The organism is Paraburkholderia kirstenboschensis, assembly GCF_904848585.1.
In the GTDB taxonomy this organism is placed as follows: domain Bacteria; phylum Pseudomonadota; class Gammaproteobacteria; order Burkholderiales; family Burkholderiaceae; genus Paraburkholderia; species Paraburkholderia kirstenboschensis.
In genome coordinates this window covers 103418-129736 of sequence record NZ_CAJHCR010000002.1, presented here as the reverse complement: position 1 = coordinate 129736, position 26319 = coordinate 103418, and the positions used below count along the sequence as shown (strand labels likewise).

20 protein-coding genes are annotated in these 26319 nt (G+C 63.4%); 13 read left to right on the top strand and 7 right to left on the bottom strand.

Going from position 1 to position 26319, the window contains the following annotated elements:
- Positions 1 to 39: 39 nt before the first annotated feature.
- The 4 genes from JMY24_RS07260 to JMY24_RS07245 all read right to left on the bottom strand — a co-directional run bounded on the left by JMY24_RS07260 (position 40) and on the right by JMY24_RS07245 (position 6232).
- Positions 40 to 3009: an ATP-binding protein gene (locus JMY24_RS07260; protein WP_201701684.1), complete on the bottom strand. Its 2970-nt coding sequence runs from the start codon at positions 3007 to 3009 to the stop codon at positions 40 to 42.
- Positions 3010 to 3184: 175 nt separating this feature from the next.
- Positions 3185 to 4099, bottom strand: a complete 915-nt coding sequence (locus tag JMY24_RS07255; RefSeq protein ID WP_128597752.1) for a helix-turn-helix transcriptional regulator — start codon at positions 4097 to 4099, stop codon at positions 3185 to 3187.
- A gap of 441 nt (positions 4100 to 4540) precedes the next feature.
- Complete coding sequence (locus JMY24_RS07250) at positions 4541 to 5362, bottom strand: alpha/beta fold hydrolase (RefSeq protein ID WP_128597751.1); 822 nt, start codon at positions 5360 to 5362, stop codon at positions 4541 to 4543.
- Between the two features lie 351 nt (positions 5363 to 5713).
- Positions 5714 to 6232: a Dps family protein gene (locus JMY24_RS07245; protein WP_128597750.1), complete on the bottom strand. Its 519-nt coding sequence runs from the start codon at positions 6230 to 6232 to the stop codon at positions 5714 to 5716.
- 396 nt (positions 6233 to 6628) lie between these two features.
- Between JMY24_RS07245 and JMY24_RS07240 the strand changes: the two genes are divergently transcribed.
- From JMY24_RS07240 to JMY24_RS07190, 11 genes are all read left to right on the top strand, one after another.
- On the top strand, positions 6629 to 8500 hold the full coding sequence (locus tag JMY24_RS07240) for an amidohydrolase (RefSeq protein ID WP_128597749.1): 1872 nt from the start codon (positions 6629 to 6631) through the stop codon (positions 8498 to 8500).
- 64 nt (positions 8501 to 8564) lie between these two features.
- A complete protein-coding gene (locus tag JMY24_RS07235) occupies positions 8565 to 10034 on the top strand; it encodes a mechanosensitive ion channel family protein (protein ID WP_128597748.1) in 1470 nt (489 codons plus the stop codon).
- Positions 10035 to 10117: 83 nt separating this feature from the next.
- Positions 10118 to 10261, top strand: a complete 144-nt coding sequence (locus tag JMY24_RS07230) for an alpha/beta fold hydrolase (RefSeq protein ID WP_201701680.1) — start codon at positions 10118 to 10120, stop codon at positions 10259 to 10261.
- 78 nt (positions 10262 to 10339) lie between these two features.
- On the top strand, positions 10340 to 10981 hold the full coding sequence (locus JMY24_RS07225; protein WP_128597747.1) for a phosphohydrolase: 642 nt from the start codon (positions 10340 to 10342) through the stop codon (positions 10979 to 10981).
- 23 nt (positions 10982 to 11004) lie between these two features.
- The gene (locus JMY24_RS07220; protein WP_128597746.1) at positions 11005 to 11283 is read left to right on the top strand and encodes a DUF1427 family protein; all 279 of its coding nucleotides are present in this window, start codon (positions 11005 to 11007) and stop codon (positions 11281 to 11283) included.
- Between the two features lie 38 nt (positions 11284 to 11321).
- On the top strand, positions 11322 to 12272 hold the full coding sequence (locus JMY24_RS07215) for a VOC family protein (RefSeq protein WP_128597745.1): 951 nt from the start codon (positions 11322 to 11324) through the stop codon (positions 12270 to 12272).
- A gap of 205 nt (positions 12273 to 12477) precedes the next feature.
- Positions 12478 to 13863, top strand: coding sequence for an alginate export family protein (locus tag JMY24_RS07210; protein WP_201701936.1), 1386 nt, complete (start codon positions 12478 to 12480; stop codon positions 13861 to 13863).
- Positions 13864 to 13945: 82 nt separating this feature from the next.
- Positions 13946 to 15673: an FAD-dependent oxidoreductase gene (locus JMY24_RS07205; protein ID WP_128597742.1), complete on the top strand. Its 1728-nt coding sequence runs from the start codon at positions 13946 to 13948 to the stop codon at positions 15671 to 15673.
- Between the two features lie 11 nt (positions 15674 to 15684).
- Complete coding sequence (locus tag JMY24_RS07200) at positions 15685 to 16674, top strand: MBL fold metallo-hydrolase (RefSeq protein WP_128597741.1); 990 nt, start codon at positions 15685 to 15687, stop codon at positions 16672 to 16674.
- A 72-nt stretch (positions 16675 to 16746) separates the two neighbouring features.
- Positions 16747 to 17262: a DUF3331 domain-containing protein gene (locus JMY24_RS07195; protein WP_201701678.1), complete on the top strand. Its 516-nt coding sequence runs from the start codon at positions 16747 to 16749 to the stop codon at positions 17260 to 17262.
- Positions 17263 to 17375: 113 nt separating this feature from the next.
- Entirely contained in the window at positions 17376 to 20366 is a 2991-nt protein-coding gene (locus JMY24_RS07190; protein ID WP_128597740.1) for a winged helix-turn-helix domain-containing protein, read from the top strand.
- A 51-nt stretch (positions 20367 to 20417) separates the two neighbouring features.
- Here the strand turns inward: JMY24_RS07190 and JMY24_RS07185 are convergent, their stop codons facing one another.
- Entirely contained in the window at positions 20418 to 21350 is a 933-nt protein-coding gene (locus JMY24_RS07185; RefSeq protein ID WP_128597739.1) for a LysR family transcriptional regulator, read from the bottom strand.
- Between the two features lie 262 nt (positions 21351 to 21612).
- Here JMY24_RS07185 and JMY24_RS07180 point away from each other — a divergent pair, with 262 nt between their 5' ends.
- The gene (locus JMY24_RS07180; RefSeq protein ID WP_128597738.1) at positions 21613 to 22404 is read left to right on the top strand and encodes a phytanoyl-CoA dioxygenase family protein; all 792 of its coding nucleotides are present in this window, start codon (positions 21613 to 21615) and stop codon (positions 22402 to 22404) included.
- Between the two features lie 122 nt (positions 22405 to 22526).
- Here JMY24_RS07180 and JMY24_RS07175 read toward each other — a convergent pair whose 3' ends face one another.
- Both JMY24_RS07175 and JMY24_RS07170 read right to left on the bottom strand, forming a co-directional pair.
- Positions 22527 to 23426 (bottom strand): LysR family transcriptional regulator, encoded by a 900-nt coding sequence (locus JMY24_RS07175; RefSeq protein ID WP_201701934.1) that lies wholly within the window; start codon positions 23424 to 23426, stop codon positions 22527 to 22529.
- 88 nt (positions 23427 to 23514) lie between these two features.
- Positions 23515 to 24468 (bottom strand): 2-hydroxyacid dehydrogenase, encoded by a 954-nt coding sequence (locus JMY24_RS07170; protein ID WP_128597743.1) that lies wholly within the window; start codon positions 24466 to 24468, stop codon positions 23515 to 23517.
- 384 nt (positions 24469 to 24852) lie between these two features.
- Between JMY24_RS07170 and JMY24_RS07165 the strand changes: the two genes are divergently transcribed.
- Positions 24853 to 26250 (top strand): MFS transporter, encoded by a 1398-nt coding sequence (locus JMY24_RS07165; protein ID WP_201701676.1) that lies wholly within the window; start codon positions 24853 to 24855, stop codon positions 26248 to 26250.
- Positions 26251 to 26319 lie beyond the last annotated feature (69 nt).

Genomic DNA, 26319 nt, shown 5'->3' with positions numbered 1-26319 from the left:
TACGGATACCGTAATAAACCGGCATGTGGCACGCATCAGCTAGTCGACGCGTGCGAGGCTCCCGCCCGCCTTGCGCGCGCCACGCTTGCGCGAATCGGTTGGCGCCGAATTCACCGCGACCGTCGGCGCGGCGCTCTCGCGTTTCGGTCCGCGCATCGTTGCGAGCGTATCGAACAGCGTCTGCACATCGGTCGCGTTCGACGGCGCATCGAAATACAGCGCCATGCGTTCGAGCATTTGCAGCGCTTCAGCAGCGCGACCGTCTTCCTGCCGCAAGCCGGCCAGTGCCAGCGACGCGCGCAGTTCCCACATTCTCGCGCCCTGCGAACGCGCCATGTCGATTGCCTTGACGAAGCAGGCTTCGGCGTCGGCGAGCTTGCGCTGCGCGTACGCGGCGACTCCGAGCACGCGCCACAGTTCTGGCGCGAACATCATCTCGCCGTTGGCCTCGCAAAACTGCAACGTGTCGGTGAGCCGGCGCGACGCTTCGTCGATTCGTCCGGCGGCCACGAGCGCCTCGGCATAGGCGGTGATGAACAGCGTGATCAGGCGCCGGAAACCACGCTCGATCAGCGCGTTGAGCGAGGTCTCCAGGAGCGCGACGCCTCGCTGCTCGTCGCCGCCGAGAATGTCGCGATACGCGCATAGGCAGTTGCAGTAGTCGCGCCAGACGTCGAGGCCATGCAGCGCCGCCTGCGAGCGCATGATCTCCAGATACACCGCGCCGCGCTTGAGGTCGCCGCACATCAGCGCGAGCGGCGCGGCCGAGGCGCCGAGCGTGTGCGTGAGCAACGGCTCCATCATGTCGGGCCGCACGAGACCGACGAGCGTATCGACGAGCTTCATCGCCTCGCCACAATGTCCCTCGAGCCACGCAATGCGCGCGAGCGTGCCATTGCAGTAGACAAGCGGATGAACGGCGATCGTGTTGTCGCGCTGCCCGCTGTATTCGAGTTCCGCAAAGCGGTCGCGCGTGCGCAGCAGTTCTGCTTTGGCCTCGGCATGGCGGCCGAGGCAATGCAGCGAAATCGCGGCAATCTGGTCGGCGAGCGTCTCCTGCCACGGGTTGGCGCAATGCTGTGCAAGCTGACGCAAGCGCTTCGCGAACTGCATGGACTCGTGGATGTTGCCGCTCGAAATCATGGTGGTCCACAAGCCCCACAGCGAGCGCGCCTGAAATCCAGCATCGCCGTGTTCGGTCGCGAGCGTGAGGACGCTGCGCCACAATCGCTCGGACGTCGAGACGGAGCCGCGCACGTGCGGCAGCGCCGAAGCCAACGCCGCGCGTACGCGCATTTCGCCAGGCGCATCGACGCTGCCGGCGGGCAGCGTGTCCAATGCATGGACCGCGCGGCTTGCGCGCTCACAGCATTCCGCGATCATTCCACTGTCGAGCAACGCGCCCGTAAGATTCGATGCGAGCTCGATGCCCAGTTGCACATCGCCGTCGGCGGAGAAGGCCCAGTCGTCTGCGTTGCGTGCGTCGTCGAGCGTGTGCTTGAACGCCGCGACGCTGTCCGCGTTGCCACGCACCGTTTGGGCCGATTGTGCCGATTGTGCCGTTTGTGCCGTTTGCGCCGTGTGTGCCATGAAACATTGCGACAGATAGCGTGCGTGGCGCAAGGCCATGTCCTGCCGCTCGCCTTCGGCCTGCAGCTTTTCGAGCGCATACGCGCGTGTCGATTCCAACAGACGGTAGCGCGCCACGGGGCCGTCGAACTCCACGTTCACGAGCGACTTGGCAAGCAGTTCGCTGATCGCGCTGATCGCATCGGCCACGGTCAGCGACGCATCGCATGCCACCGCGCACATCGCTTCAAAGCTGAAGACGCCGCCGAACACCGCGCTTCGTCTGAAGAGCGCTTGCGAATCCGAATCGAGCAGCGCGAAACTCCAGTCGAACGTCGCGCGCAAGGTCTGGTGGCGCGGCAACGCAGTACGATAGCCGCCCGCGAGTATCGACATGCGGTCGTCGAGCCGTTGATGCACGCCGACCACGCCGAGCGTCACCACGCGCGCCGCCGCCAGTTCGAGCGCAAGCGGAATGCCGTCCAGACGCCGGCATATCTCGCCGACGAGCCGCAGCTCTGCACTATCCGCGGCGACTTCACGCTGCAACGAGTTGGCGCGCAGCAAAAACAGACTGACGGCCGATTGCTGCAGAATCTGCGCGTCAGGGCAGCCAGGCTGCGGCACGTCGAGCGGCTCGACCCGCAAAATCGCTTCGGCCATGATGCGCAGCGGCTCGCGGCTCGTTACGAGCACCCGCAGGTTCGCGTTGGCAGCGACCAATGCCTCGACCATTTCAGCGACGTGCGCGATCACGTGTTCGGCGTTGTCGAGCACGAGCAGACGGCGCTGGTCCGCCAGCACCGAGGCGATTTGCGCGAGGCTCGGCGTCGCGTGTTCGACTGGCAACCCGCAGCCTTGCGCGGTGGCGGCCAGCACTTCGTCGCGCGTGCCGAGCGTGGCCAGTTCCACGAACCACACGGGCTCCGCAAAATCCGCGGCGGCATGACGGGCGGCTTCAATAGCGAGGCTCGTCTTGCCGATGCCGCCGGCGCCGGCCAGCGTCAGCACGCGCGTGTGTTCGAGCATGGAGCGGATTTGAGCGACGGCCGTGTCGCGCCCCACGAGTGGCGTGCGCGGAGGCGGAAGAGGGCGACCGGCCGCCGGCGCAGGCATCGGCGGCTTCACGGCGCTCGCGGCGCTCGCGGCACGGTGCCGATGCACGAGTTGGTAGCCGCGGCCAGGCACGGTCAGGATCAGATCGCGGTCCGCGCCGAGAATCTTGCGCAGCGCGGACAAATGAACCTGAATATTATTTTCTTCGACGATGGTTTCCGGCCATACGGCGTCCATCAACTCGTCTTTCGTGACGAGACGTCCGCCGGCCTTGACGACCATCGCAAGAATTTCGAAGGCGCGCGAGCCGAGCGGCACACGTTCACCGTCACGCCATAAGGTGCGCAGTTCCAGATCTATTTGAAAGCGGCCTAGTTCAATCATGTCGTTTTCAACTTCCGGGACAACGAGCTTGGTGAGAAGAACCTGCAGTACGACAAGTGGAAATTACCGCGTCAAATCCTTCGCGTCTTGTCGGTTAGTGCGATGCTTTGTACGAAAGTCCATTTGCGTGGGCGGCGCACCGTGAAGAGTGTGCGCTGCCAGATTTTTTATCTGCCTATAGGCGAGCCTCACGACGCCAATGTCCTGGCGGCATGCCGACGAGTTGCGAAAACGTGCGCGTGAAATGGCTCTGATCGGAGAAGCCGCAAGCCATGGCGATCTCCGAAAGCGAATGATTCGAGTGTTTCAAAAGTTCGCGAGCCTGTTCGATACGCCGCTCCAGCAGCCATTGATGCGGCGTGCGCCGCGTAGTCTCGCGAAACGCGCGAATGAAGTAGCTGCGCGACAGGTTGCACGCACCGGCGATCTCTTCAATGGACACATTGCCCTGAGATCGGGCGAGCAGCATCTCTTTGGCGCGGGCTTCCTGCAGCGCGGACAGGCCCCGGTTGTTGCGGTCCGACCGACGCGCGGCCTCGCCATAGCGATCGAGCAGATGCGTGCCGATGGTCACGCCGAGTTGTTCGATGAAGAGCGGACTTGCCCCGCTTTGCGCATTGAGCGTGAGCGCGAGCACTTGCGCCAGATGACCGAGCACCGGGTCTTTGCGGCCCGCAACCGTTGCGATGCGCGCGAGGCCGCTGCCGCCGCGCTCATGGCAGGCGTCGCTGACAAAATTGCGCGACAGTTCGATCAGCACGAAGTCGAAGCCGCCTAGCAGTTCGGCGCGGTAGTCGTCGGCGAAATCGCGGACGTAGACGCTGTCGCGCTCGAACTCGTGCGTGACCCAGCGATGTTGCGAGTAGATGCGCCGGCGGTGTCCTGTTTGCAGCGATACGCCAATCAGAAAACCGCGGCCCGAGCCGTCCATTGCGACGGGGCTCGTGTCGCTGCCCAGCGTGCATTTGCGATAAAACTTGAACTCGCCGGTGTCGAGTTCGAGGTCCTGGCGCAGTTGACTCGACAGACACCCGAGGGAGTCTTTGGGACGCGCGGCCGTGGCGGCGGATGCATGAAGATCGTTGAACATGTTCGTCACCTCGGGTCGTTGCAGCGCCTCAACTGCCGGTAGTCATTTACTCGAATTTATTAGATGTAAGTTATTTGTCATTATGCCGGGTTTTCCCGGAGTTGGGAAACCCGCTATTTATCGTGCGCTCAAATAATAAGCATGAAACATCATATGAATTGCGCGAGTCCCGGCCCATGGCGCTTTGCCCGGTTAGCCCACATGGCCCACGCTCGAAACAATGTGATTTGTTGTTGACCGACATATCGCCGTAATGGATTTTCGCGGACAAAATCCACTCGCGGTAATTCATGTATACATTGCGCTTCTATTAAATCGGCTTCGCAATTTGAAGCGGATTGCATCAGCGTTGGCGCAGCGGCGCAATGCGTCGAAAGAAAGGAAAAGCGCAGGGGAAAGCGGAAGCGGCGCAGCTGTAATGCAGCGCGCTCCCGGCTGGTTTTAGCTCTGCAGGAATTCGAGCAGATCCGCGTTGACCTTGTCGGCTTGCGTGGTGCACATGCCGTGCGGCGCGCCGGCATAGACCTTCAGCGTCGCATTCTTCACGAGCTTGGCCGACAGGCGGGCCGAGTCGTCGATCGGCACGATCTGGTCGTCGTCGCCGTGAAGGATCAGCGTGGGCACGTCGATCTTCTTCAGGTCCGCCGTGTAGTCGACCTCGGAGAACTGCTTGATGCACTCATACTGGCCTTTGATCGAACCGAGCATGCCTTCGCGCCAGAATTCGTCGATCGTGCCTTGCGAAACTTTCGCGTTCGGCCGATTGAAGCCGTAGAACGGCACCGCCAGGTCTTTGTAGAACTGCGAGCGGTTTGCCGCCACGTTCGCGCGAATGCCGTCGAACACGGACATCGGCAAGCCGTTCGGATTGGCTTCGGTCTTGACCATGAGCGGCGGCACGGCGCCGATCAGCACGGCCTTGGCGACGCGCGAAGTGCCGTGGCGGCCGATATAGTGAGCGACCTCGCCACCGCCTGTCGAATGGCCGACGAGCGTGGCTTCCTTCAGGTCGAGCGCCTCGATCACGGCGGCCAGATCGTCCGCGTAGGTGTCCATGTCGTTGCCGTGCGACGGCTGGTCCGAGCGGCCATGGCCGCGACGGTCGTGAGCGATCACACGGTAGCCTTTCTGCACGAGGAACAGCATCTGCGCGTCCCATGCGTCCGCATCGAGCGGCCAGCCGTGCGAAAAGACAACCGGCTTACCAGAACCCCAGTCCTTGAAGAAAATGCGCGTGCCGTCTTTGGTCGTGACCGTGTTCATGGTGTGTCGCTCTCCGTGCTTTGAGTGAGAAGAATTGCCCGCATGGCTGCTGCCGCCGGCCGTTGCCGCTAGCGCGACGCCCGGCGCTGCGATAGCGGCAACGGCCGCGCCTGCGCCCGCTGCGAGCAGCTGGCGCCGGTTCGCCGATGGAATTGCGGATGAGTTGGCCAAATTTTTTCTCCGTGCCTGTGACGTTGTGATGTGCGTGCCGGCGATTCGTGACGCGGCATCGCAGGGTTTCGAATCCTACGGGCGCGAATATCCCCCGTACTTCAGATTGCTTAATTGTTGTTAAGACGGGTGACCGAACGCGTGCTGGGAATGGCGCGTCGTAAGGCGGCTTGCGCGCTATCAGTCGTGGCGCCCCGACTCGAACAGGAACCACACGCGCTGCTCCGCTTCGTCGATCCAGTTTTCGAGCAGGCTCGCACTCGCGACGTCGCCGTATTCGTCGCACAGCGAATGCGTTTCGCGCATATAGTCGGCGAGCGCCAGGTTGTCCTCGCGCAGTTCCGCGAGCATGTCGCCTGGCGTGACGAACTCGGCGTCGTTGTCGGCGATACGTTGCAGCTTCGTGATGTGGCCGGCAGAGCGCAGCGTTTTTCCGCCGATCTTGCGGGCGCGCTCCGCGATCGGATCGGTCGTCGCGTAGATCTGGTTCGCCTGGTCGTCGAGCAGCAGGTGATAGTCGCGGAAGTACGGCCCGGACATATGCCAGTGGAAGTTCTTCGTCTTCAGATACAGCGCGAATACATCGGCGAGCAGGGTGGTCAATGCAGCGGCGATGTCGCGCGTCGCGTCTTCGGTAAGGCGGGTCGGCGTCTTGAGCGGTGCCGCGCGATGCGCCGCTGCCTGCTTTTCGTCTTTCATGGCGAGTCCTTGATCGAGGGTGGTGAGTGGCTCTGCGAGCGTGCCCGTTCATATGCCCATTGAGCGCCCAGTCAGTGTAGGAAGAGCGGATGCATAAAGTCCTGCAAAAATAATGAAAACTTCTGAGGCGCGTGCGCACACTCGCCGCGATGGTTTTCGCGGACAGTTCCCGCAAAAAGTTACTTCGGGGATTCGCCTTGAGCACCCGCATCGGGAACTCGCTTTGAGAACCCGCTGTAGGAACCGACATTAAGAACTCGCATTAAGCACTATTAAGGGCTTCGACAAGGACCTGGCAAAGCGCCGCCGATAGACTGCCTCCCAGTTCGACTCGCCATCGAGGTGAGCGCGGCACATCTCATCAGCCTGCCTGTCCTTTCTCACACGGAGCCCGTCATGTCCAAAGACCTGTCACCCGGATTCACCCCGGCCGAGGTCGTATTCTTCAACGGCAAGATCGCGACGCAGGACGAGAAGCGCTCGTTCGCCGATTCGCTCGCCGTCGCGAACGGCCGCGTTGTCGCCGCAGGCTCGCGCGATGCCGTGATGCGTCACGTGAACGACGCCACTCGCCACGTCGACCTGAAAGGCCGCACGGTCATTCCCGGTTTGAACGACTCGCACCTGCACATCATTCGCGGCGGTCTGAACTTCAACATGGAGTTGCGCTGGGACGGCGTGCCGTCGCTCGCGGACGCGCTCGACATGTTGCGCAAGCAGGTGGCCCGTACGCCCGCGCCGCAGTGGGTTCGCGTGGTGGGCGGATGGAACGAATTCCAGTTCGCCGAGCGGCGCGGACCGACGCTCGAAGAGATCAACGCGATCGCGCCGGATACGCCGGTGTTCATCCTGCATCTGTACGACAGCGCGCTTCTGAATGCGGCGGCGCTGCGTGCGGTCGGCTACACGAAAGAGACGCCCAATCCGCCGGGCGGCGAGATCCAGCGCGACAAGCGCGGCAATCCGACCGGCATGCTGATCGCGCGGCCCAACGCCGGCCTGCTTTACGCGACGCTTGCCAAAGGCCCGAGGCTCGCGCTGGAAGATCAACGCAATTCCACGCGCCACTTCATGCGCGAGTTGAACCGGCTCGGCGTGACGAGCGCGATCGACGCGGGCGGCGGCTATCAGGCCTATCCGGACGACTACGCCGTCATCATGGAGATGGCGAAGCACAATGAGTTGACCGTGCGAATCGCCTATAACCTTTTCACGCAGAACGCAAAGAAGGAAATCGAAGACTTCGCGAAGTGGGTGAAGATGACAAAGCCTGGCGAAGGCGACGACTTCCTGCGCGTGAACGGCGCGGGTGAGATGCTGGTCTTTTCCGCTGCGGACTTCGAAGACTTCCTGGAACCGCGGCCCGATTTGCCCGACACGCTCGAAGTCGAACTCGAGGCGGTGGTGCGGCTGCTCGTCGCGAATCGGTGGCCGTTCCGCCTGCATGCCACCTACAACGAGTCGATCGAGCGCTTCCTGAACGTGTTCGAGCGCGTGAACGCCGACATTCCGTTCGACGGCCTGCGCTGGTTCTTCGACCATTGCGAGACCATCACGCAGAAGAACATCGAGCGGGTGCGCGCGCTGGGCGGCGGTATCGCGATCCAGCACCGGATGGCTTATCAGGGCGAGTACTTCATCCAGCAATACGGCGAAGAGGCCGTCAAGCACACGCCGCCGATCCGCAAGATGCTCGACGCGGGCCTGCCGGTCGGCGCGGGCACGGACGCCACGCGCGTCGCCAGTTTCAATCCGTTCGTGTCGCTGTACTGGATGGTGTCGGGCAAGACGGTGGGCGGCACGGCAATGTATTCGAGCGCGAACAAGCTCGATCGCATGGAAGCGCTGCGCCGCTACACGGTCGGCAGCGCCTGGTTCTCGAACGAGGACGACCGCAAGGGCGCGCTCATGCCGGGCCAGTTCGCCGACTTCGCCGTGCTGAGCGACGACTACTTCAGCGTCGAGGAAACCAGCATCAAATACCTCGAATCGGTGATGACGGTGGTAGGCGGCAAGGTCGTCTATGCGGCCGACGAGTTCGCGCCGCTCGCGCCGCCCGATCTGCCGGTGAGTCCGTCGTGGTCGCCAGTTGCAGAGTTCGGCGGCTACAGCCGCTATAAGCCGACCGCCGTTGCCTGCGTGGACGGCTGCGTGAATCTTTGCGGCGTGCATGCGCATGCGCATGGCTGGGCATGGCGCAAGAACGTGCCCGTCAGCGATTCCAACGGGTTCTGGGGCGCGCTCGGCTGCAGCTGCTTCGCGTTCTGACGCGCGGCGCGCTGCTCCACGTTGCTCCGACCTTCATCGTGCTTCGTCGTAAGCGGGAACCAACATGCCGACTCTGACCGATGGCGTGCTCTATGGGCTCGGCATTCTGGTTCTCGACTTCCTCGCGTGGCGCTTCATGGGCCGCCGCAACGCGAGCGCGCGGCTCGCGTTGCGCGTGATCATGTTTGGCCTGTCGAGCTACGTGCTCTTCACCCACGGCATGAATCCGCTGCGCGAGGCGCCGTGGAGCGCGGAGCCCGTGCGCCATCTGCTCGCGCAAATGCTCGAAGTGATCTGGTGGCTGCAGGGTGCGCGGCTCGTTACCGTCGTGCTCGATCGCATGGTGCTGCCCGAGACCTGGCACAAGGAGCGCCTCTTCCAGGACGTACTGGGTGCTCTCGTGTTTCTGGCCGCCGCGGTCGGCGCGATTGCGTTTGTGTTGCAGCTGCCCGTGCGCGGACTGCTCGCCACCTCAGGCGCGGTTGCTGTGGTGCTGGGCCTTGCGATCCAGAGCACGCTGAACGACGTGTTCTCCGGCGTGGTGTTGAATGCGACACAGCCGTTTCGCATCGGCGACTGGATCACCATCGGCGAAGTGGAAGGGAAGGTGGTGGAAAGCAACTGGCGCGCGACGAGCCTGCTGAACGGGCAGGGCAACATCGTCGTGATTCCGAACAGCGCGGCGGCACGCACGAATATCGTCAACGCGAACCAGCCGATGCATACGCATGGCGTGAGCGTGCTGCTGCCGGTGAAACCGTCGATTCGTCCGGCGACCGTTTTGCAGGCGCTGATGCACGCCGCCGCCAGTTCGCCCGAGGTGCTCGCCGAGCCGAAGCCGCTCGTGAGTGTGAAGCGCGCCACCAACGACGCGATCGAGTACGAGATCGTCTGCTACGTCGACGCATGGAACAAGAAGATCGGCGTGCGCAACGACCTGTACGACCTCGCGCACCGGCATCTGCTCTCGCGCGGCGTGGTGTTGCGGCCATTGTCGGTAGCGGAGCCCACGGGCGAGCCCACTGACGAAAAGCAGCGGCTCCTGCGCAACGTGCTGATCTTCCAGACGCTCGACGACGCGGAGATCGGCGAGCTCGCCGGCCAACTGACGCTGCACGAGTTCGATGCCGACGACACCATCTATACCGCCGCCGACGAGGGCGGCCATGAGTTGCACATTCTCGCGCGCGGCGTTGCGAAGGTCGTCGTGCCGAAAGACGGCGGCGAGGCCGAATTGCGCAGGCTCGCGCCGGGCGACTCGGTTGGGCAGTCGGGAATACTCGCCGGCGTGAGAACCGGTGTGGTCGTGCGCGCTCTCACGCGCGCCACGGTGTTCCGGCTCGACAAAAGCGCGCTTACCCCGATCCTCGCGCGGCGCCCCGAAGTCGCGCGTGAAATGTGCCGGTTGCTCTCCGTCCATCACGAAAGCGAAAAGATGCTGCTTGCGACATCGGCCACCGCCGGCGAAGGCAGCGGCGGTCTGCTGCAATGGATCCGCGACGGCGTGCGGCGCTTCCATGAGCTTGCACTGTGAGGGCGGCCCATTGGAATGCGGCTTTCGCTTAAGGCTTTTTAAGGTGGCGCCAAAGCTTTTATCGACGGCAATCGTTACGCTGGATGGGATCGGACGGCGGCCCGTTCAGAGCGGCGGCGCTCGTGAGCGGCGCGAAGCTGGTCGTCTACGAAGGCGCGCCGCATGCCGTCTACTTCACGCACAAAGACCGGCTCAATCAGGACCTGCTGGAATTCGCGCGTTCGTAGGCGTCGTGCGCAAACGAGGGCTCTCTGGCAACGAGGCCCGCGCGCATCGCCGACGGTGCGGCATATGGAGGAGGTGACATGAAGAAAACCATTGCGGGCATCGACATGCCCGACAGTGCGATGGCCCGTGGGGCAACCGAGCGGATCCGCGCGACCGAGTCTGCGCTGATGTTCCATCACGCGCAGCGCGCCTTTCTGTTCGGTGCGCTGACTGGCTATCGCCAGAACATGGTTTTCGACATGGAACTGCTTTACGTGGGCGCGATGTTTCATAACGTTGGCCTGAATAGCGCGCATCGGCGTTCGTCGTGCCGCTACGAAGTGGACAGCGCGAATGCCGCGCGCGATTTCATGCGCGAGCACCGGGCGGCGGCAAGCGCGATCGACGAAGTGTGGATAGCGATTGCATTGCATACGACGCCGGGCATTCCCGAGCATCTCGCGCCGCTCGTCGCGTTGCTCGCCGCGGGCGTGCAGATGGACGTGCGCGGTGCGCGCTATGACGAATACGCGGTAGAGGAGCGTGACGAAATCGTGCAGGCGTGTCCGCGCGAAGTGGGTTTCAAGAAGCGGATTCTCGAGGAGTACGCGCGCGGCATGGAGCATCGTCCGCAAACGACGTTCGGCACGGTCAACGCCGACGTGCTCGACCGATGGGATCCGAATTACCGGCGTCTGAATTTTTGCGGGCTGGTGCTCGGTTCGGATTGGCCGAACTGATCCGGCCTCGATAGGAGATTGGCATGGGCTACATCATTTCATTGGGAGTCGGCTTCGGCGTCGGACTCCTCTACTGGCTGCTCAAGGTGCAGTCGCCGGCGCCGCCGCTGATCGCGCTCGCCGGCCTGCTCGGCATGGTGCTCGGCGAACACGCGATACCCGTGGTGAAGGCTCAGTTCTTCGCACAGAGCGCGGCGGTGGAGGCAGCATCGCCATCGTCGACATTGCCGGTTCCGGCGCCGATGCCTGACGGGTCATCGCAGAAGGCGGGCGCGCCCGGCGCCTCGAAACAGGGCGGTTGATTGCACTCGAATTGTTCCAACATCATCAGGTAAATCACATGTTCCATTTGCTTCAGCGTTTTCGTCCTCTCGCGGCAGTTTCCGCCGCGTTGCTGATCGGCTTCGCGCCGCTCACATCCGCTTACGCCGATGCCGGGCCGCCCGAAGTCGCAAGCGCAAATACCGCGCTCGCCGCGCGCCAGCCGGATGTGTCGGTCGGTCCGCAATACGACACGACGCACGTGTACGTGGCGTCCGCGGATCTGGATGCGTTCGTCAGCAGCTTTATCGCGACGTTCGGCGGCAAGGCGTCGCCGCGCGCGGTGTTCACCGTCACGCCGACGCCTAGCAAGACCGCGTCGCAATATGTGCAGACGCCGGTCGGCATGCTGTCGGTGTTCGGCTTCGAAACGCCGGTTCCGTATCCGTTCGGCAATGAGCGGACGGGTTATCTGGTCACGAACATCGATCAGGCGGTGAAGGCCGCGCGCGCGGCGGGCGCGGATGTGCTGGTGGACAGCTTCGACGACCCCATCGGAAAGGACGCGATCATCCAGTGGCCGGGCGGTCTGACGATGCAGCTCTACTGGCACACGAAGGCGCCGAACTATGCGCCGCTGCAGAGCGTGCCGGATAACCGCGTGTATGTGTCGCGTTACGAGGCGAACAACTTCGTGCGCCGCTGGCTGCACTTTTCGCACGGCAAGATCGTCTCGGACAACCCGCGCGCCGACGCCGGCGTGATCGGCCGCCCGGGCGAAACGATCCGCGAGATTCGCATCGCTTCCGGCTTTGGCCGCATGGTGGTGTTCGTCACCGACGGCAAGCTGCCGTTCCCGTTCGGCCGCGAAACGACCGGCTATGCTGTCGACGATCTTGCACAGACGCTGCAACGCGCGGAGGCGGCCGGTGCAAAGGTGGTTTATGCGCCGTACGACAGCGCATCGGGCAAGACGGCGGTGCTCGAATTCCCGGGCGGATATATCGCCGAAGTGCACGATGGCCGGTAAAGCGCGCGCAATCAAGGCGCTGCTGGCAGTGGGTCCCAGTCGGCCGCTCCGGCCGCTCCGGCCGCATCCGTCGGCGCGAGCGGCGCGGCCGGGGCGGGGCGCTGCGCTGCGCGCGTGGCTGCTCGGCAAGGGGCCCGCAGCGAGCTTCAAGGCCAGTCTGACCGCCGGGCTCGCGGCCGCGGGCCTTACCGCAGCACTGCCGGCAATGGCCGCCGACACCGCGCTCGGCAGCGCCGACGACACCACTTCGGTGAGCGCTCCGGCAGCAGGCACCTCGTGCGCGCGCCCGGCGGTGATGTTCAACCGCTGGCAGGAAAACTGGTCGGCGCTCGCGAATCCTTGCGTGCCCAGGCGCCCGTTCGACTCGCTCAAGTACATTCCGCTCTTCGGCAATCCCGATGCGTACGTGTCGCTCGGCGTCGTGCTGCGCGAGCGGCTCGAAATAAACGACGCGCCGCTCTTCGGTCTCGGCGCGGGGCACGACGATACGTATCTGCTGCAACGCCTCGAAGTGCATGCGGACGTACACCTCGGTCCTCACGTGCAGATCTTCACGCAGTTCGAGGATGCCCACCCGTACGGCAAGGACAACGTCACGCCGGTCGACAAGAATCCGCTCGACTTGCGCCAGGCTTTTGTGGCTATCGTCGAGCCGCTCGGCCCGGGCGTCGTGAAGTTTCGGCTCGGCCGTCAGGAGATGGCGTTCGACTTGCAGCGTTTCATTTCCGTGCGCGACGGCCCGAATGTGCGCCAGGCGTTCGACGCGATCTGGGCCGACTACGAGACGGGTCTATGGCGCTGGATCGCGTACGCGACGCAGCCGGTGCAGTACCGCGACAACAGCGATTTCGACGACGTGTCGAACCGGCATCTGACGTTCAGCGGCGTGCGCGTGGAGCGCAAAGCCGTCGGTCCCGGCGACGTGTCCGCGTATTACTCGCGCTACAACCGCAGCAACGCGCGTTTTCTCGACGCGACCGGCGACGAACACCGCGATGTGTTCGACGCACGCTATGCCGGCACGCTCAATCACGTCGACTGGGACATCGAGACGATGTATCAGTCGGGGCATGTCGGCACAAAGACGATCGGCGCGTGGGCAGTCGGCTCGCTCGCGGGCTACACGTTCGCGTCGACGCCGTGGACGCCGCGCATCGGTATCCAGGTGGATGCGGCTTCGGGCGACACCCATCCTGGCGACGGCCGCGTCGGCACCTTCAATCCGCTCTTTCCGAACGGCTACTACTTCGCGCTTGCGGGTTACACCGGCTATACGAACCTGATTCACGTGAAGCCGTCACTGATCATCAAGCCGACGAGCAAGCTCTCGCTGCTCGCTGGCGTCGGCCTGCAATGGCGCGAGACCACCGCCGACGCTGTCTATCAGCAAGGCTCGGCGGTCGTGCCGGGCACGGCGGGACACGGCTCGCGCTGGACCGGCTTCTATACCCAAGTGCGCGCCGACTGGGCCGTCACTGCGAATCTCGCGGCGGCGCTCGAGGCCGTGCATTTCCAGGTGGGACCGTCGCTGCGCGAACTGGGTGCGCGCAATGCCGACTATGTCGGCGCGGAACTGAAGTTCGGGTGGTAGCAGGTTGGTAGCGGGTCGGTAGGGATGGGTAGCGGCTGATATCGAATCGGTTGAGGCCGCTGCGAAAACAAAGGTCATCGTTATGAGCACTTCCGGTTTATCGCCCGATGTGGCGCAACCGTCCGAACTGGAGTTTCCGTATTCGTCGCTCGAATACCGGCAACATCAGATGTTCCCGCGTCTGTCGCCTGCGGAGATTGAAAGCGTGCGCCGCTTCGCACGCCCGATGAACTTCAAGGCAGGCGAGCTGATCTTCGAGACCGGGCAGATCGCGCTCGGGCTCTTCGTGTTGCTGCATGGCCGCGTGCGGATCTTTTCACGCGACAGCTTCGGCCGCTCGACGCTCGTGACCGAGCACGACGACGGTCATTTCATGGCGGAGATGGCGCAGCTTTCCGGCAAGCCCGCGCTGATCGACGGCCTCGCGCTGACCGATGTCGAGACGCTGGTGATCGAGCCCGAGCGTTTGCGAGCGCTGATCGTCGCGGATGCGCAACTCGGCGAGCACATCATGCGCGCGCTGATTCTGCGCCGGCTCGGACTGATCGAGCAGGGGCTCGGGCCGATCATCGTCGGTAATGGCGACGACGCACGCCTCGTAGGCCTGCAAGGCTTCCTGCGTCGCAATGCGTATCCGGCGACCGTGATCGACGCGCGCTCCGATCCCGAAGCCGTGACCTTGCTCGGCGGCATGACCACCGGCCCCGGCGACTTTCCGCTGGTGTTCTGCCCGAACGGACATGTGTTGCGCGCGCCGGACGAGGCGCAGCTCGCGTCGTGCCTCGGACTCGTGCCGACCTTCCAGCAGTCGCACAGGTACGACGTCGCGATTGTCGGGGCGGGTCCGGCCGGACTGGCGGCCTCGGTCTATGCGGCCACCGAGGGACTCTCGGTGGCCGTGTTCGATCAGCGCGCGCCCGGCGGCCAGGCTGGCGCGAGCTCGCGCATCGAAAACTATCTGGGCTTTCCAACCGGCATCTCCGGGCAGGCGCTCGCCGCGCGCGCGTTCCAGCAGGCGCTGAAGTTCGGCGCGCATCTCGCGATTCCAGGCAAGGTCACCGAAGTAACGCGGCAAGAGGACATGTTCGTGCTGACGCTCGTCGACGGCCAGCGCATCAGCGCGCGCACGGTGGTGGTGGCAAGCGGCGCCGCATACCGCAAGCCGACAGTGCCCGGCTTCGAACGTTTCGAGGGGCGCGGCACGTATTACTGGGCGTCGACGATCGAAGCGAAGCTCGTCAAAGGCCAGGACATCGTGCTGATGGGCGGAGGCAACTCGGCGGGCCAGGCCGTGGTGTTTCTCGCGAATTTCGCGCGCAGCATCCGCATGCTGATTCGCGGCCAGGACCTCAACGCGAGCATGTCGAAGTATCTGATCGACCGCATCGGCTCGCTGCCGAATGTCTCGTTGTGCACGGGCTGTACGCTGCGCGCGCTCGAAGGCGACGAAGCAGGCCTCACACATCTTCGCGTGCGTCACGAAGCGAGCGGCGAAGAGGAAGTGCTGGCCTCGCGGCATCTCTTTCTCTTTATCGGCGCGGAGCCGAAAACGGATTGGCTCGCGGCGAGCGGCGTCGAGCTCGACAACCGCGGCTTTCTCGTGACCGGCGTGGCGAGAAGCGGGCAGGGCACGTCGGCGGCCAGTGCGCACTATCCACTCGAAACCAGCGTGCCGGGCATGTTCGCAGTCGGCGACGTGCGCTCGGATTCCGCGAAACGCGTAGCCGCCGCGGTCGGCGACGGCGCGGCGGTCGTCGCGCAAATTCATGCGTACCTGAGCCAGTTGACGAAGGTCGCGGCCAACCCCTGACGGAGCAGATGATGAAGTCGATTCAACGTGGCGCAACCCTGCATGCGGCGGCCTGCTGCCTGCTTCTATTGAGCGTCGTCACGAGCCTGTGGAGCGGCGTGGCGTTTGGCGCAGCGCCTCAGGTCAAGACTCAGGGCCCAGGCTTTTACCGGATCATGCTCGGCAGCTTCGAAGTGACCGCGCTGCTTGACGGCACGCATCCGTTTCCGATCGACACCGTGATCGAAGATGTTCCGAAGGTGGAGATCGCGCGCGACCTGGATCGCGATTTCCTGCAGGCGCCGGTGCAAGGCTCGATCAACGCGTTTCTGATCAACACGGGCTCGAAGCTGATCCTCATCGACTCCGGCGCGGGCGTGTTGTACGGCGATTGTTGCGGCAAGCTGCTCGCCAATCTGCGTGCGGCCGGCTATCGGCCCGAACAGATCGACGAGGTGCTGCTCACGCATCTGCATAAGGACCATGTGGGCGGCATCGTCGCGAGCGGCGCGATGGCTTTTCCCAATGCTGTCGTGCGCGTGAGCCAGACCGAAGCCGACTACTGGTTGAACCCGGCTAACAAGTCCAAAGCGCCGGCCTTTCTCAGCACTTTCTTCGACGCCGCTAGTGCGAGCGTCGCTCCGTATATCGCGTCGGGCCGCTTCGAGCCTTTCAAGGGCGATGTCGAGCTCGACCCAGGCATTCGCGCCGTCGCGCTGCCTGGGCACACGCCTGGTCACACTGGCTATCTGGTACAGAGCGGCGCGAATCATCTGCTCGTGTGGGGCGACATCGTGCACGTGGCGGCGATCCAGTTGCAGAACCCGACGGCATCGGTCGAATACGACACCGATGCCGCCGCGGCTCAACGTTCGCGCCGCACCGCGCTCGAACTCGCTGCGAGCGAGCGTTATCTGATCGGCGCCGCGCATATCGCGTTTCCGGGCCTCGGACACATCAGGAAGAACGGCAACACGTACGACTGGGTGCCGGTCAATTACGAAGCGGCGCCTGGTCAGTGAAGAAGCGTAGCCGGGCGTCGCTGCCAGCAATTTCTGTCACGGGCGCCGCGCCAACACTCGAGGAGAATCACGATGCACATCGAATCCCCCGCCAGGCAATGCACGAATGCAGCGAGGCACGAAGCGGGCGTGCATCATGACGCTTGCCGCACAGCGCACGACGATCACGCGGCCACGCACGACGAGAGCCTCGCGCCGGTATGGAGCCACGTGATCAAGCGGCTTCTTGCCGGCTATCGCGGCGAAGCGGAAGGCGAAGCCTATCTTGCGGCGCCGCTCACGCGCGAGGCCGCCAATGGACCGTCGCGGCACCGGCAGGTCGAGGTGATCGAGCGTCTGTCGGAGACGTCGATCGCGGTCCTCTGGCAGGACGCCACGCTATGCCGTTACGCGGACCAGGTGTGGATCAGCTGCCGCGCCAGACTGAAGGGACGCTGCGCGGTGAGCGGGGCGACGATTCGCCGTAATGATCTCATCTACAAACCGAGGGTGCGCAGTGCGGTCCCGGTCAACGCGGCCGCGATGATTCTCGCGTCGGTCGTCGACCTGCAGCATCCGCTGGTTCAATACAAAAATTTTGAACGATAGCTTCAGTTTTTTCCGCGCATGCGAAGTTGCGGTTAGTCTAGACTTCGGGGACTCATTGCCGGGCGGCTATTGCCCGGCCGCTTCTCCACCGGTTGCGTCCTGGATACCGCCTCATGATTCGCATCGGCCCTCTTCAAGTGGACCTTGCCAGTCGGGAACTGCTTCTCGACGGACAACCCGTGCGCATCGGCAGCCGTGCGTTCGACATGCTGGCCGTGCTGATCGCCGCGAAGGGCGAGCTCGTATCGAAGAACGACATGTTGAAAGAGGTGTGGCCCGACACCATCGTTGAAGAGAACAATCTTCAGGTTCATATGTCCGCGCTGCGCAAGGCGCTCGGCGAAAGCCGCGGACTCATTCAGACCGTGTCGGGAAGGGGCTACAGGCTCGTCGCAAGGCAGTCGCCGCTGCCGCCCGTCAACGGCGTCGATCAACACGATCCCCGCGTGGACGATGAGCGGCAGGTTCGTTCCGCGGCTCAGGTGCCGCACAATCTGCCCGCGAGTTTTTCGCCGCTGATCGGCCGTGACGGCGCGTTGCGCGATGTCGCGTGCACGCTCGCATTGGCGCGGCATGTCACGCTTCTCGGCGCGGGCGGCATCGGCAAAACGCGCCTCGCGGTCGAAGTCGCGCGCGGTCTGCTCGATCATTATCCGGACGGCGTCTATCTGGTCTCGCTCGCGTCCACGTCGGATGCAAACAGCGTACTGGCGATGTTCGCCGCGAGCGTCGGCGTGAACAAGGCGAGCGGCCCGCTCACGCTTACGCGGGTCAGCCGGGAGTGGGGCGAACGGCGCGTGTTGTGCGTACTCGACAACTGCGAGCATGTGCTTGGGCCGGCTGCGGAACTCGCCGAGGCGCTGCTCAATGCGGGCCCTGGCGTACGTGTTCTCGCAACGAGCCGCGAGCCGCTGCGCGTCGCCGAAGAGCATTTGTATTGGGTCGCCTCGCTCGAGGTTCCCGCGCACGACGATCAAGGTCAGCACGTGCTTCAGTGCAGCGCCGTGCAGCTGTTCATGTCGCGCGCCCGCGCGATGGACGCACGCTTATCGTCCGACGAGCGAAGCATCCACCTGACCGGCACGGTATGCCGCCGGCTGGACGGCATACCGCTCGCAATCGAACTGGCGGCGGCCCGCGCGGCGATACTTGGCATAGAAACGTTGGCGGATCATCTCGACGACCGCTTCAACATGCTCACGGGCGGCAATCGTACGGCGCTGCCGCGGCATCAGACGTTGAAGGCCACACTCGACTGGAGCCACGGCCTGCTCGACGACGCGGAGCGCGCAACGCTGCGCAGGCTCGGCATTTTCGTCAACAGCTTTTCGATGGACGCGGCCATCAGCGTCGTGACGGACATCGGCTTGCAGGAACCAGAGGTGATCGCGGCGCTGTCGGGTCTCGTCGAAAAGTCGCTGGTCGTCGCCAACGTGGAGCGCGGCCGGGCGAGCTACCGGCTGCTCGAAACCACCCGCGCCTACGCACTGCAAAAGCTCGACGACAACGGCGAGCGGCGCGCGGTCACGCTCAATCACGCGCGCTATTTCACGGGCTTGCTGGAGCGCTACATGTCGGCCGAAGCGCGCTCCGCGGAGGCCGACGCCGACCGTTGGCATTCGCGCATGCGCGAATGGCTCGACGATCTGCGCGCGGCGCTCGGCTGGGCGCTTTCGTCGAAGGGCGACGACGCGCTCGGAGAAAAGCTCGCGGTCAAAGTGGTCGCACTGCTGTACGAGCTGTCACTCGTGGACGAATGCTGCGCGTGGGCGCGGCGCGCGCTCGACAGCGTTGCGCAAACGCATGGCGGTTCGGGCTCAACGCGGCATCTGCGAGTTCGCATGCAACTGCTCGCCGCGCTCGGTGCGGCGCTCGTTTATGTCAATGGACCGAATCGCGAAACGCTCGCGCTCTGGGCCGAGGTCCTCGCGCTGGCGATCGCGCTCGGCGACCACGCATTCGAAGCGCGCGCGTTGTGGGGTATGTGGAACGCGAGCCAGTCTTCAGGCGCGGCGCGTAATGCACTTGCGTTCGCGCATCGATTCGCGTCGCTCGCGGCGCAGACGGGCGACGCAAGCAACGACATTCTTGCTTCGCGCCTCCTCGGCATTGCGTCGCACTATGCGGGCGATCAGCAACAGGCGCGTGTGTCGCTCGAACGGTTTCTTCGGCATACGGACACGCTGCAGCACGGCTTGCCGCTCGGGCAGTCGATCGATCAGGGCGTGGTGGGGCGCGCCACGCTTGCGCGTCTGCTGTGGTTCCAGGGCTCGCGGGACGAGGCGCTCGATTTGTCCGAAGCCTGCGTCGCGAGCGCCTGTGCGCAGGACCAGGCGATCGTCACCTGCTATGTGCTGGTCGAAGCGGAGATTCCGCTTGCGCTGCTGTCGGGCAAACGCGGGCGCGCGGCTGAGGCAATTGCGTTGCTGCGCGATGTGTCGGCTCGTACGGGTCTCGGTGTATCGCAGGCGTGCGGCCGTTGTTTCGACGAGTATCTGCGCTCGCTCGACGACGTGAGCCCCGAGCGGCTGAATGCGTTTCGCGCCGCCCTGGACGAACTCGACGCACTGGAATACGGTGCTCAACGCGCGATGCTCGTCGCGCAGTACGGTCTTGCGTTGGGCCGCGCGGGGCGGCGCGACGAGGCAATCGCGGCGGTGACGCGAGCATTGGCACAGTGCGACGAAAGCGGCGATCACTGGTATGTGGTCGAACTGCGGCGCGCGCACGGAGAGCTGCTTTTGCTCGGAGCCGCGGGCTCGCTGCCAGTTGGCGATGTCGTCACGGATGCGCAGGCGTGCCTGACCGCCGCGATGGAGGAGTCGCTCGCGCAAGGTTGCCGGTCATTGCAATTGCGCGCCGCGACGAGTCTCGGCCAGTTGTGGTGTGCGCAAGGGCGTGCTGCCGATGCGGTGCGCCTTGTCGAGTCCGCGTGCGCGAGGCTGAGCCAAGGGCGTGATCTCGAGGACTTCAAAGCTGCGCAGCGATTGCTCGATGCCGCGAGAGTTGCGGCCCGGGTTGTCCCGCCGTGCGCGGATAGGCAGGGCGATGTGAGCCCGCGTCTGCCGAAGCGTACGCGGCAGAAAGTCAGCGAAGGCCGCTAGCTTTGCGTTGAGCCATTGGATTGCGCTGCGTTGCATGGGGCTTTCGCCATGTCACGCATTCACCTGCGTCTGCAGCATCTGCTGTTGCACGGCTTTGTCGATCAGGTCCGGCTGATCCAGCCGCTCGACCCACCAGCGCAGTGCTTTACCCGTCTCGTCGTCGCGCCACGCCAGATAAAAGTGCGTGACGTCACGCATGCCGAGCACTTCTTTTCTGACGAGTTCGCCGCGCCTGAGCGCGTCGATGGCGAGGCACTCGGGAATCGTGCCCGCTGCGAGCCCGCGCAATTGCGCGGCGAGCTTCGTTTCGATCGTGGGCACGGTCAGCACTTCCTGATTACTCGCAAGCGCAATGGTGCGCGGCGCGAGATTACGCGATGTATCGCCAATCGCCACCGCGCGATGACGTGCGACTACATCCAGCGTCAGCGGTCCGGGCAACGACGCAAGCGGGTGCTGCGGCGCCACCACGAACACGTGCCGCAGCGAGCCGATGGGCTTGGCGACGAGATTCGGGATCGGCGGGGGATCGCCCGCGGCGCCGACAATCAGATCGGCGCGGCGTGTGAGCAGCGCATCCCACGAACCGCCCAGCACTTCTTTGGACAGATGCAGGCGCGTGTCGAGCTTAAGGCCGTAAAACTCGTCGACGTGGTCCCACAGCATCGCGAACGGGATGATTTCGTCGACGGCCACGTAGACGTCCGACTCCCAACCTTGCTCAATGCGCTTTGCCTTGCATTCCAGGTCTTCCGCCGCCGCCAGCAGACGGCGGCCTTCCTCGACGACCACGCGCCCCGCATGCGTGAGGGTGGCGCGCCGGCCGCTGCGGTCGAACAGCTTGACGCCAAGATCGAGTTCGAGCTTCTGTACCAGATACGTAAGCGACGAAGGCACCTTATGCAGCGTTTCGGCGGCGCTTGCAAAAGTGCCGGTTCGATCGACGGCGTCGAGTACCTGGAGAACTTCAAAGGAAAGGTTCATGGCGAAGAGCGAAATTCATCTGGGCCGGAAGGCGGAAGCACCCAGCATACTGGATTTCATCGCGATCGCGAGGCCTCGTCGCTGCGTTTCTTATCCCGTCACGTGATGCGACCGTTTGGCGACAGCGAAGCTTGCATGGCGGCGGACGTATGTCCGGGACCTCTTCGCCGGCACGTTCGCAGGGCGATTTTTTTAACGCTCGAGACAGCGCGTCGACGACGCGGTACATTTGAAGTCCGCACAAAAAATCACGGAGACAAAAGTGGGACGCTATTCAGAAGAACAGCTTGACGAGTTCGCCGCGGCCTTCGAACGCGACGGAATGGTGGTATTGAGAAACCATTTTCCGGCGGAGAAGCTCAGCGCATGGGCCGAGGCTTTCAAACCGCTGCTCGACGAGCGGCTTGCATCGAAAGCGACGGCCGTACGCGGTGAAAACCGGCACTACATCACGCTGCCGTTTACCGGCGTCTTTGCCGACGAGACGATCTTTTGCGATGCGGACGTGCTCGCGATAGTCGAGCGCGTGGCCGGCGACGATCCGGTTATGTGCCAACTCGCCACCGACACGCCGCTCAATGGCTCCACGTATCAGGACGTACACCGTGACACGCCAGCGCTTTTCGACGGCGAGCCGGAAACGCCTTCGTTCCAGCTTGCGGTGAACTTCCCGTTATGCGACGTCACGCTGGAAAACGGTCCGTTCGAGACCACGCTCGGCACGCATCGTATGCGCTCGGAGGAAGCGTTGCAGGCGTGGCGCGAAGGGCGTTTGCCGTTGCAGGCGATTCCAATGAAACTCGGCGATGTGATGATCCGCGACGTGCGTGCGCTGCATCGCGGCACGCCGAACAAAACCGACGTGCCGCGTCCGATGGTGGTGATCGGTTACAGCAGAAGCTGGTATTTCCGGCCTGAAGTGCATATCGACGTACCTGCGGCTGTCTACGATCGGTTGAGTGCGCGGGGCAAACGGTTGTTGCGATATATGCCGCGGGTCGAGGAACTGGATACTGCGCCGGGTGCCGAGCATTATCGAAAGTTTGCTTATTGACGGTTGTTTTTTGCCTTTCGTTTGATGCGTTGGGAGTTAGGGGCTGCCGGGCTGTTGGACTTTGCAGGATGTCGCGATGGTCTGTTGGCGTTGCCCCTGAGTGGGGCGAATGGACCGAAGAATCAGCCCCGCGCCTTGCGCGCAAAGTACTCCGCCGCCATCAACCGGAAAGCAATGACGGCCGGATTGTCCTGATCCGCTCGCCAGGCCATGCTCATCTCAGCCTGAATCGAATGTTGGGCAATAAACCGGAATTCCACGTTGTCGTAATGGAACCGTTGCGCCGACGCGGGCAAAATTGCGACGCCCAGCCCCGCGCGCACGAGAGACAGAATGGTAGGCGTCTGATCGATGTACTGCGCAATGTTCAGATTGACGCCTTCAGTCGCGAGCATGCCCATGATGCGGTCGTGAAAGTACTTGCCTTGCGTGGGCGAATGCATGATGAACGGCTGCTCGTCGAGTTGCTTCAATGCGATCTGCTCGAATTGACACAACATGTGCCGCTTCGGCAGCGCGACGATCAACGGCTCTTCATCGACGAGAAGAAACTCCAGCTTTTGCCTGGATGGCAACGGCCGGAGAAAGCCGAGATCGATCGTGTTCGCGGCGAACGCTTCGATCTGCGCGGCCGAGACCAGTTCGATCAATACGACGTCGATCTCGGGCAGCACGTCGGCTGCCGCCACCAGCAACTCGGGAATCAGTTCGTAGCCGGCCGCGCCGGTGAAGCCAAGACGCACGCGGCCGGTTTTGCCCTTGCTCGCGCGCCGTACTGTGCTTTCGGCCTGCTCCGCGAGATTGAGCAGACGCGTGGCGTCCGCGAGAAAGACGCGGCCTTCTGTCGTCAGCTTGACCGTGCGGCCAATGCGCTCGAACAGCATTACGCCCAGGTTGTCTTCGAGCAATTGGATCTGCCTGCTCAGCGGCGGCTGCGTCATGTTCAGCAGCGCGGCCGCGCGTCTGAAGTTCAGTTCTGTCGCCGCGGCAACGAAACAACGCACTTGTCCGAGATCGAGCATTCTTGTATCGACATGGATGGGGAAGTCGACGGTCATTATAGGTGCGCACGCTCGCGCTCGATCCGGACATGTTCGGACAGCCTCTGTATCAGGTCGTGAGGCTGCCCTCGGGACGTTGCCCGGCCAGTGCCTGCGCGAGACTTGCGAGCACCATCTCCCCCATCGCCGTGCGCGATTCGACCGTGGCGCTCGCGCGATGCGCCTGCAGCACGACACGGTCCATCTCGAACAGCGCGGGCGGCACATTCGGTTCGTCGACGAACACGTCGAGCCCCGCGCCTGCAATCACGCCGCCACGCAGCGCGTCGACCAGATCGCTTTCCACCACCAGCTTGCCGCGCGCCACGTTGATCAGATAGCCGTGCTTGCCCAACGCGTCGAGCACCGCGGCATTCACGATGCCTTGCGCCTTGTCGGCTGCGGCCGCCAGCACCAGAAAGTCGCAACCGCGCGCGAGCGACAGCAGATCGGCAACGAACGGATACGCAATATCGTCCATGCGGCGCAAGTCGGTGTACGTGATGGGGCAATTGAATGCAGTGGCGCGCTGCGCAATCGCGCGACCGACTTTACCCATCCCGACGATGCCTACTCGTTTGCCGCTCAGACGGTGTGACAACGGCAATGCGCCCGGATGCGGATTCTTCTGCCAGTTGCCCGATTTGACGAAGTGGTTGCCTGCGCAGATTTCGCGGCACACCGCGAGCATCAAACCGATGGCGAGGTCGGCGACATCCTCGGTCAAGGCGCCGAACGTTGCGGTGACCGGAATGCCGCGCGAACGCGCGAATTCGAGGTCCACCGCATCGGTGCCCACGCCGTTCACCGCAATCACTTCCAATGCGGGCAAAAGTTGAATCATGTCGTTTGCGATGCCCGTATGGCCGCCGGTGATCACGCCTCTGATCGATTGCCCGTGCTCGCGGATATACGCGTCCTTGTCGCTCTGTTCGAACAGGCGGTGCACGGTATAGAGCGAGGCGAGAGTGTCGTTGATCGCGGGAATCAGAATCGGGTTCAGTTGCAGAATGTTCGGTTTCATTCCGTGCGCTCCTTTGTTGTAGTTGGCGATCGTCGCGGCGTCGTAGTGGGCGCACGCATCGAGTCGCAATGTCGGCGGATGATGGGCTTTTTCGGTTGCCACGTCCAATCCCAAAACGCTATCAGTTGATCCACAGATCGAAGCGTGAAGGGCGAGCGCTATCGATTCAATCCTGGCATCAAGTAATAGCGAGAAAAGATTGGACGGCGTATGGCACGGCGGCCAGAATCGAAAGCGTCAGAAGGAGCATTCCTTCGCCCACTTCCCAGCAGGGAAGGGAAAATAAGTTTCAAGCACATTGGAGACAAACGTGAAAACGTGCCGCCGTATCACGCCCATTACCTTTACGCTCCCATCCCGACGCAACACCGCGAGGGGTCCGGTATGAACAATGCCGAGGGTGTCGTCGCGGGCGCGAAAGCGCAGCCGGTCGCGGAGAAGCGCACCGGCCACCGATGGATCGTGATGGGGCTGATTTTCTGCATCTGGGCGATTGCCTGCGCAGATCGCGCCAATTTCGGCATTGCTTTGCCGTACCTGAAGAAGGAATACGGCATTACGAACACGCAGGCGGGACTGATCGTGAGTCTCTTTTCGTTTGCGTACGGCTTCGTGCAGATACCGGTCGGCCTGCTTTATAAACGGCTCAGTGAAAAGACCACCGGCTTTCTGTTTTCGATCTTCATGATTCTCACGTCGGTGTTTACGGGCCTCATGGGTACCACGTCGTCGGTGTTCCTGTTGCAGGCATACCGCGTGGGTCTGGGTTTATCGGAAGGCCCGCTGGGTATCGGCTGCACGAACGTGATCAATCGCTGGTTTCCCGCGAAAGAGAAGGGCACGGCGACGGGACTCTGGATCGCGGCGTCGAAGCTCGGTCCGTTGATCGTACCGTCGGTGTGCATCGTCGTGATCCAGTTGTGGGGGTGGCGAGAAATCTTCTATGTGTTCGCTGTGCCAGGCATTCTGCTCGCCATAGTCTGGATGTTCACGGTGACGAACTCGCCGAGCGAAAACCGTTTCTGTTCCGAGGCCGAGCAACGCTACATCGCCGACGATACGCCGCGCCAGGCCCACGGCGCGCACGCGTCGCGGCGCAACGAGGTCGCGCATATTCCGTATCTGGATGCGTTCAATCGTACAAGGCGTGTTGCGCAACTGGAGACGATCCGGCAGGTGTTCGGCTCATGGAATATCCTGGGTGTCGCAATCGGCTACGGTTGCATGATCGGGATCAGCAATATCTTCATGTCGTGGATGCCGACGTATCTCGTGACCGTCAAGGGTTTTACTTCGGTAAAGATGGGCTTTCTCGCATCGGCGCCATTCATTGGCGCGGTGGCCGGCAACATGCTGGGCGGCGTGATCTCCGACCGTTTGCTGGGCGGCCGCCGCAAGCCGATGATGATGCTCGGCGCGCTCGGCACCATGCTGATGATGCTTTTGCTGATCGACGCGCCCGACAGCGTCGCGTATCTCGGTGTCGCGCTGATACTCGCGGGCCTGATGCTCGGCATCGGCTTTGCAGGATATTCCGCGTATCCGATGGGACTCGCGACGAAGTCCACGTATCCGGCGGCCTTCGGCATCGTGAACTGCGTGGGCCAGATTGGTGGCGCATGCGCGCCGCTTGTCGTCGGCATTCTGCTCGACAGGTACAGCTGGACGAGCGTGTTCCTCTATATGGTCGGCACCGCGCTGTTATGCCTGCTGCTGCTCTTCAGCGTGATCGAGCCGATTGCCGCGCGGCGCGGCGATGTAGCCGAGGGGAAGGCGAAATAGCAGCGTGAGTAGCGGTGGTGCGCGGTGGTATGCGTTGATACGCGGCGGCCCGTTGATTCGGCCACCACG

Coding starts and splice junctions, on each gene's coding strand:
- JMY24_RS07260 (WP_201701684.1), bottom strand. CDS start 3,009: ATGATTGAACTAGGCCGCTTTCAAATAGATCTGGAACTGCGCACCTTA.
- JMY24_RS07255 (WP_128597752.1), bottom strand. CDS start 4,099: ATGTTCAACGATCTTCATGCATCCGCCGCCACGGCCGCGCGTCCCAAA.
- JMY24_RS07250 (WP_128597751.1), bottom strand. CDS start 5,362: ATGAACACGGTCACGACCAAAGACGGCACGCGCATTTTCTTCAAGGAC.
- JMY24_RS07245 (WP_128597750.1), bottom strand. CDS start 6,232: ATGAAAGACGAAAAGCAGGCAGCGGCGCATCGCGCGGCACCGCTCAAG.
- JMY24_RS07240 (WP_128597749.1), top strand. CDS start 6,629: ATGTCCAAAGACCTGTCACCCGGATTCACCCCGGCCGAGGTCGTATTC.
- JMY24_RS07235 (WP_128597748.1), top strand. CDS start 8,565: ATGCCGACTCTGACCGATGGCGTGCTCTATGGGCTCGGCATTCTGGTT.
- JMY24_RS07230 (WP_201701680.1), top strand. CDS start 10,118: ATGGGATCGGACGGCGGCCCGTTCAGAGCGGCGGCGCTCGTGAGCGGC.
- JMY24_RS07225 (WP_128597747.1), top strand. CDS start 10,340: ATGAAGAAAACCATTGCGGGCATCGACATGCCCGACAGTGCGATGGCC.
- JMY24_RS07220 (WP_128597746.1), top strand. CDS start 11,005: ATGGGCTACATCATTTCATTGGGAGTCGGCTTCGGCGTCGGACTCCTC.
- JMY24_RS07215 (WP_128597745.1), top strand. CDS start 11,322: ATGTTCCATTTGCTTCAGCGTTTTCGTCCTCTCGCGGCAGTTTCCGCC.
- JMY24_RS07210 (WP_201701936.1), top strand. CDS start 12,478: ATGGCCGCCGACACCGCGCTCGGCAGCGCCGACGACACCACTTCGGTG.
- JMY24_RS07205 (WP_128597742.1), top strand. CDS start 13,946: ATGAGCACTTCCGGTTTATCGCCCGATGTGGCGCAACCGTCCGAACTG.
- JMY24_RS07200 (WP_128597741.1), top strand. CDS start 15,685: ATGAAGTCGATTCAACGTGGCGCAACCCTGCATGCGGCGGCCTGCTGC.
- JMY24_RS07195 (WP_201701678.1), top strand. CDS start 16,747: ATGCACATCGAATCCCCCGCCAGGCAATGCACGAATGCAGCGAGGCAC.
- JMY24_RS07190 (WP_128597740.1), top strand. CDS start 17,376: ATGATTCGCATCGGCCCTCTTCAAGTGGACCTTGCCAGTCGGGAACTG.
- JMY24_RS07185 (WP_128597739.1), bottom strand. CDS start 21,350: ATGAACCTTTCCTTTGAAGTTCTCCAGGTACTCGACGCCGTCGATCGA.
- JMY24_RS07175 (WP_201701934.1), bottom strand. CDS start 23,426: ATGCTCGATCTCGGACAAGTGCGTTGTTTCGTTGCCGCGGCGACAGAA.
- JMY24_RS07170 (WP_128597743.1), bottom strand. CDS start 24,468: ATGAAACCGAACATTCTGCAACTGAACCCGATTCTGATTCCCGCGATC.
- JMY24_RS07165 (WP_201701676.1), top strand. CDS start 24,853: ATGAACAATGCCGAGGGTGTCGTCGCGGGCGCGAAAGCGCAGCCGGTC.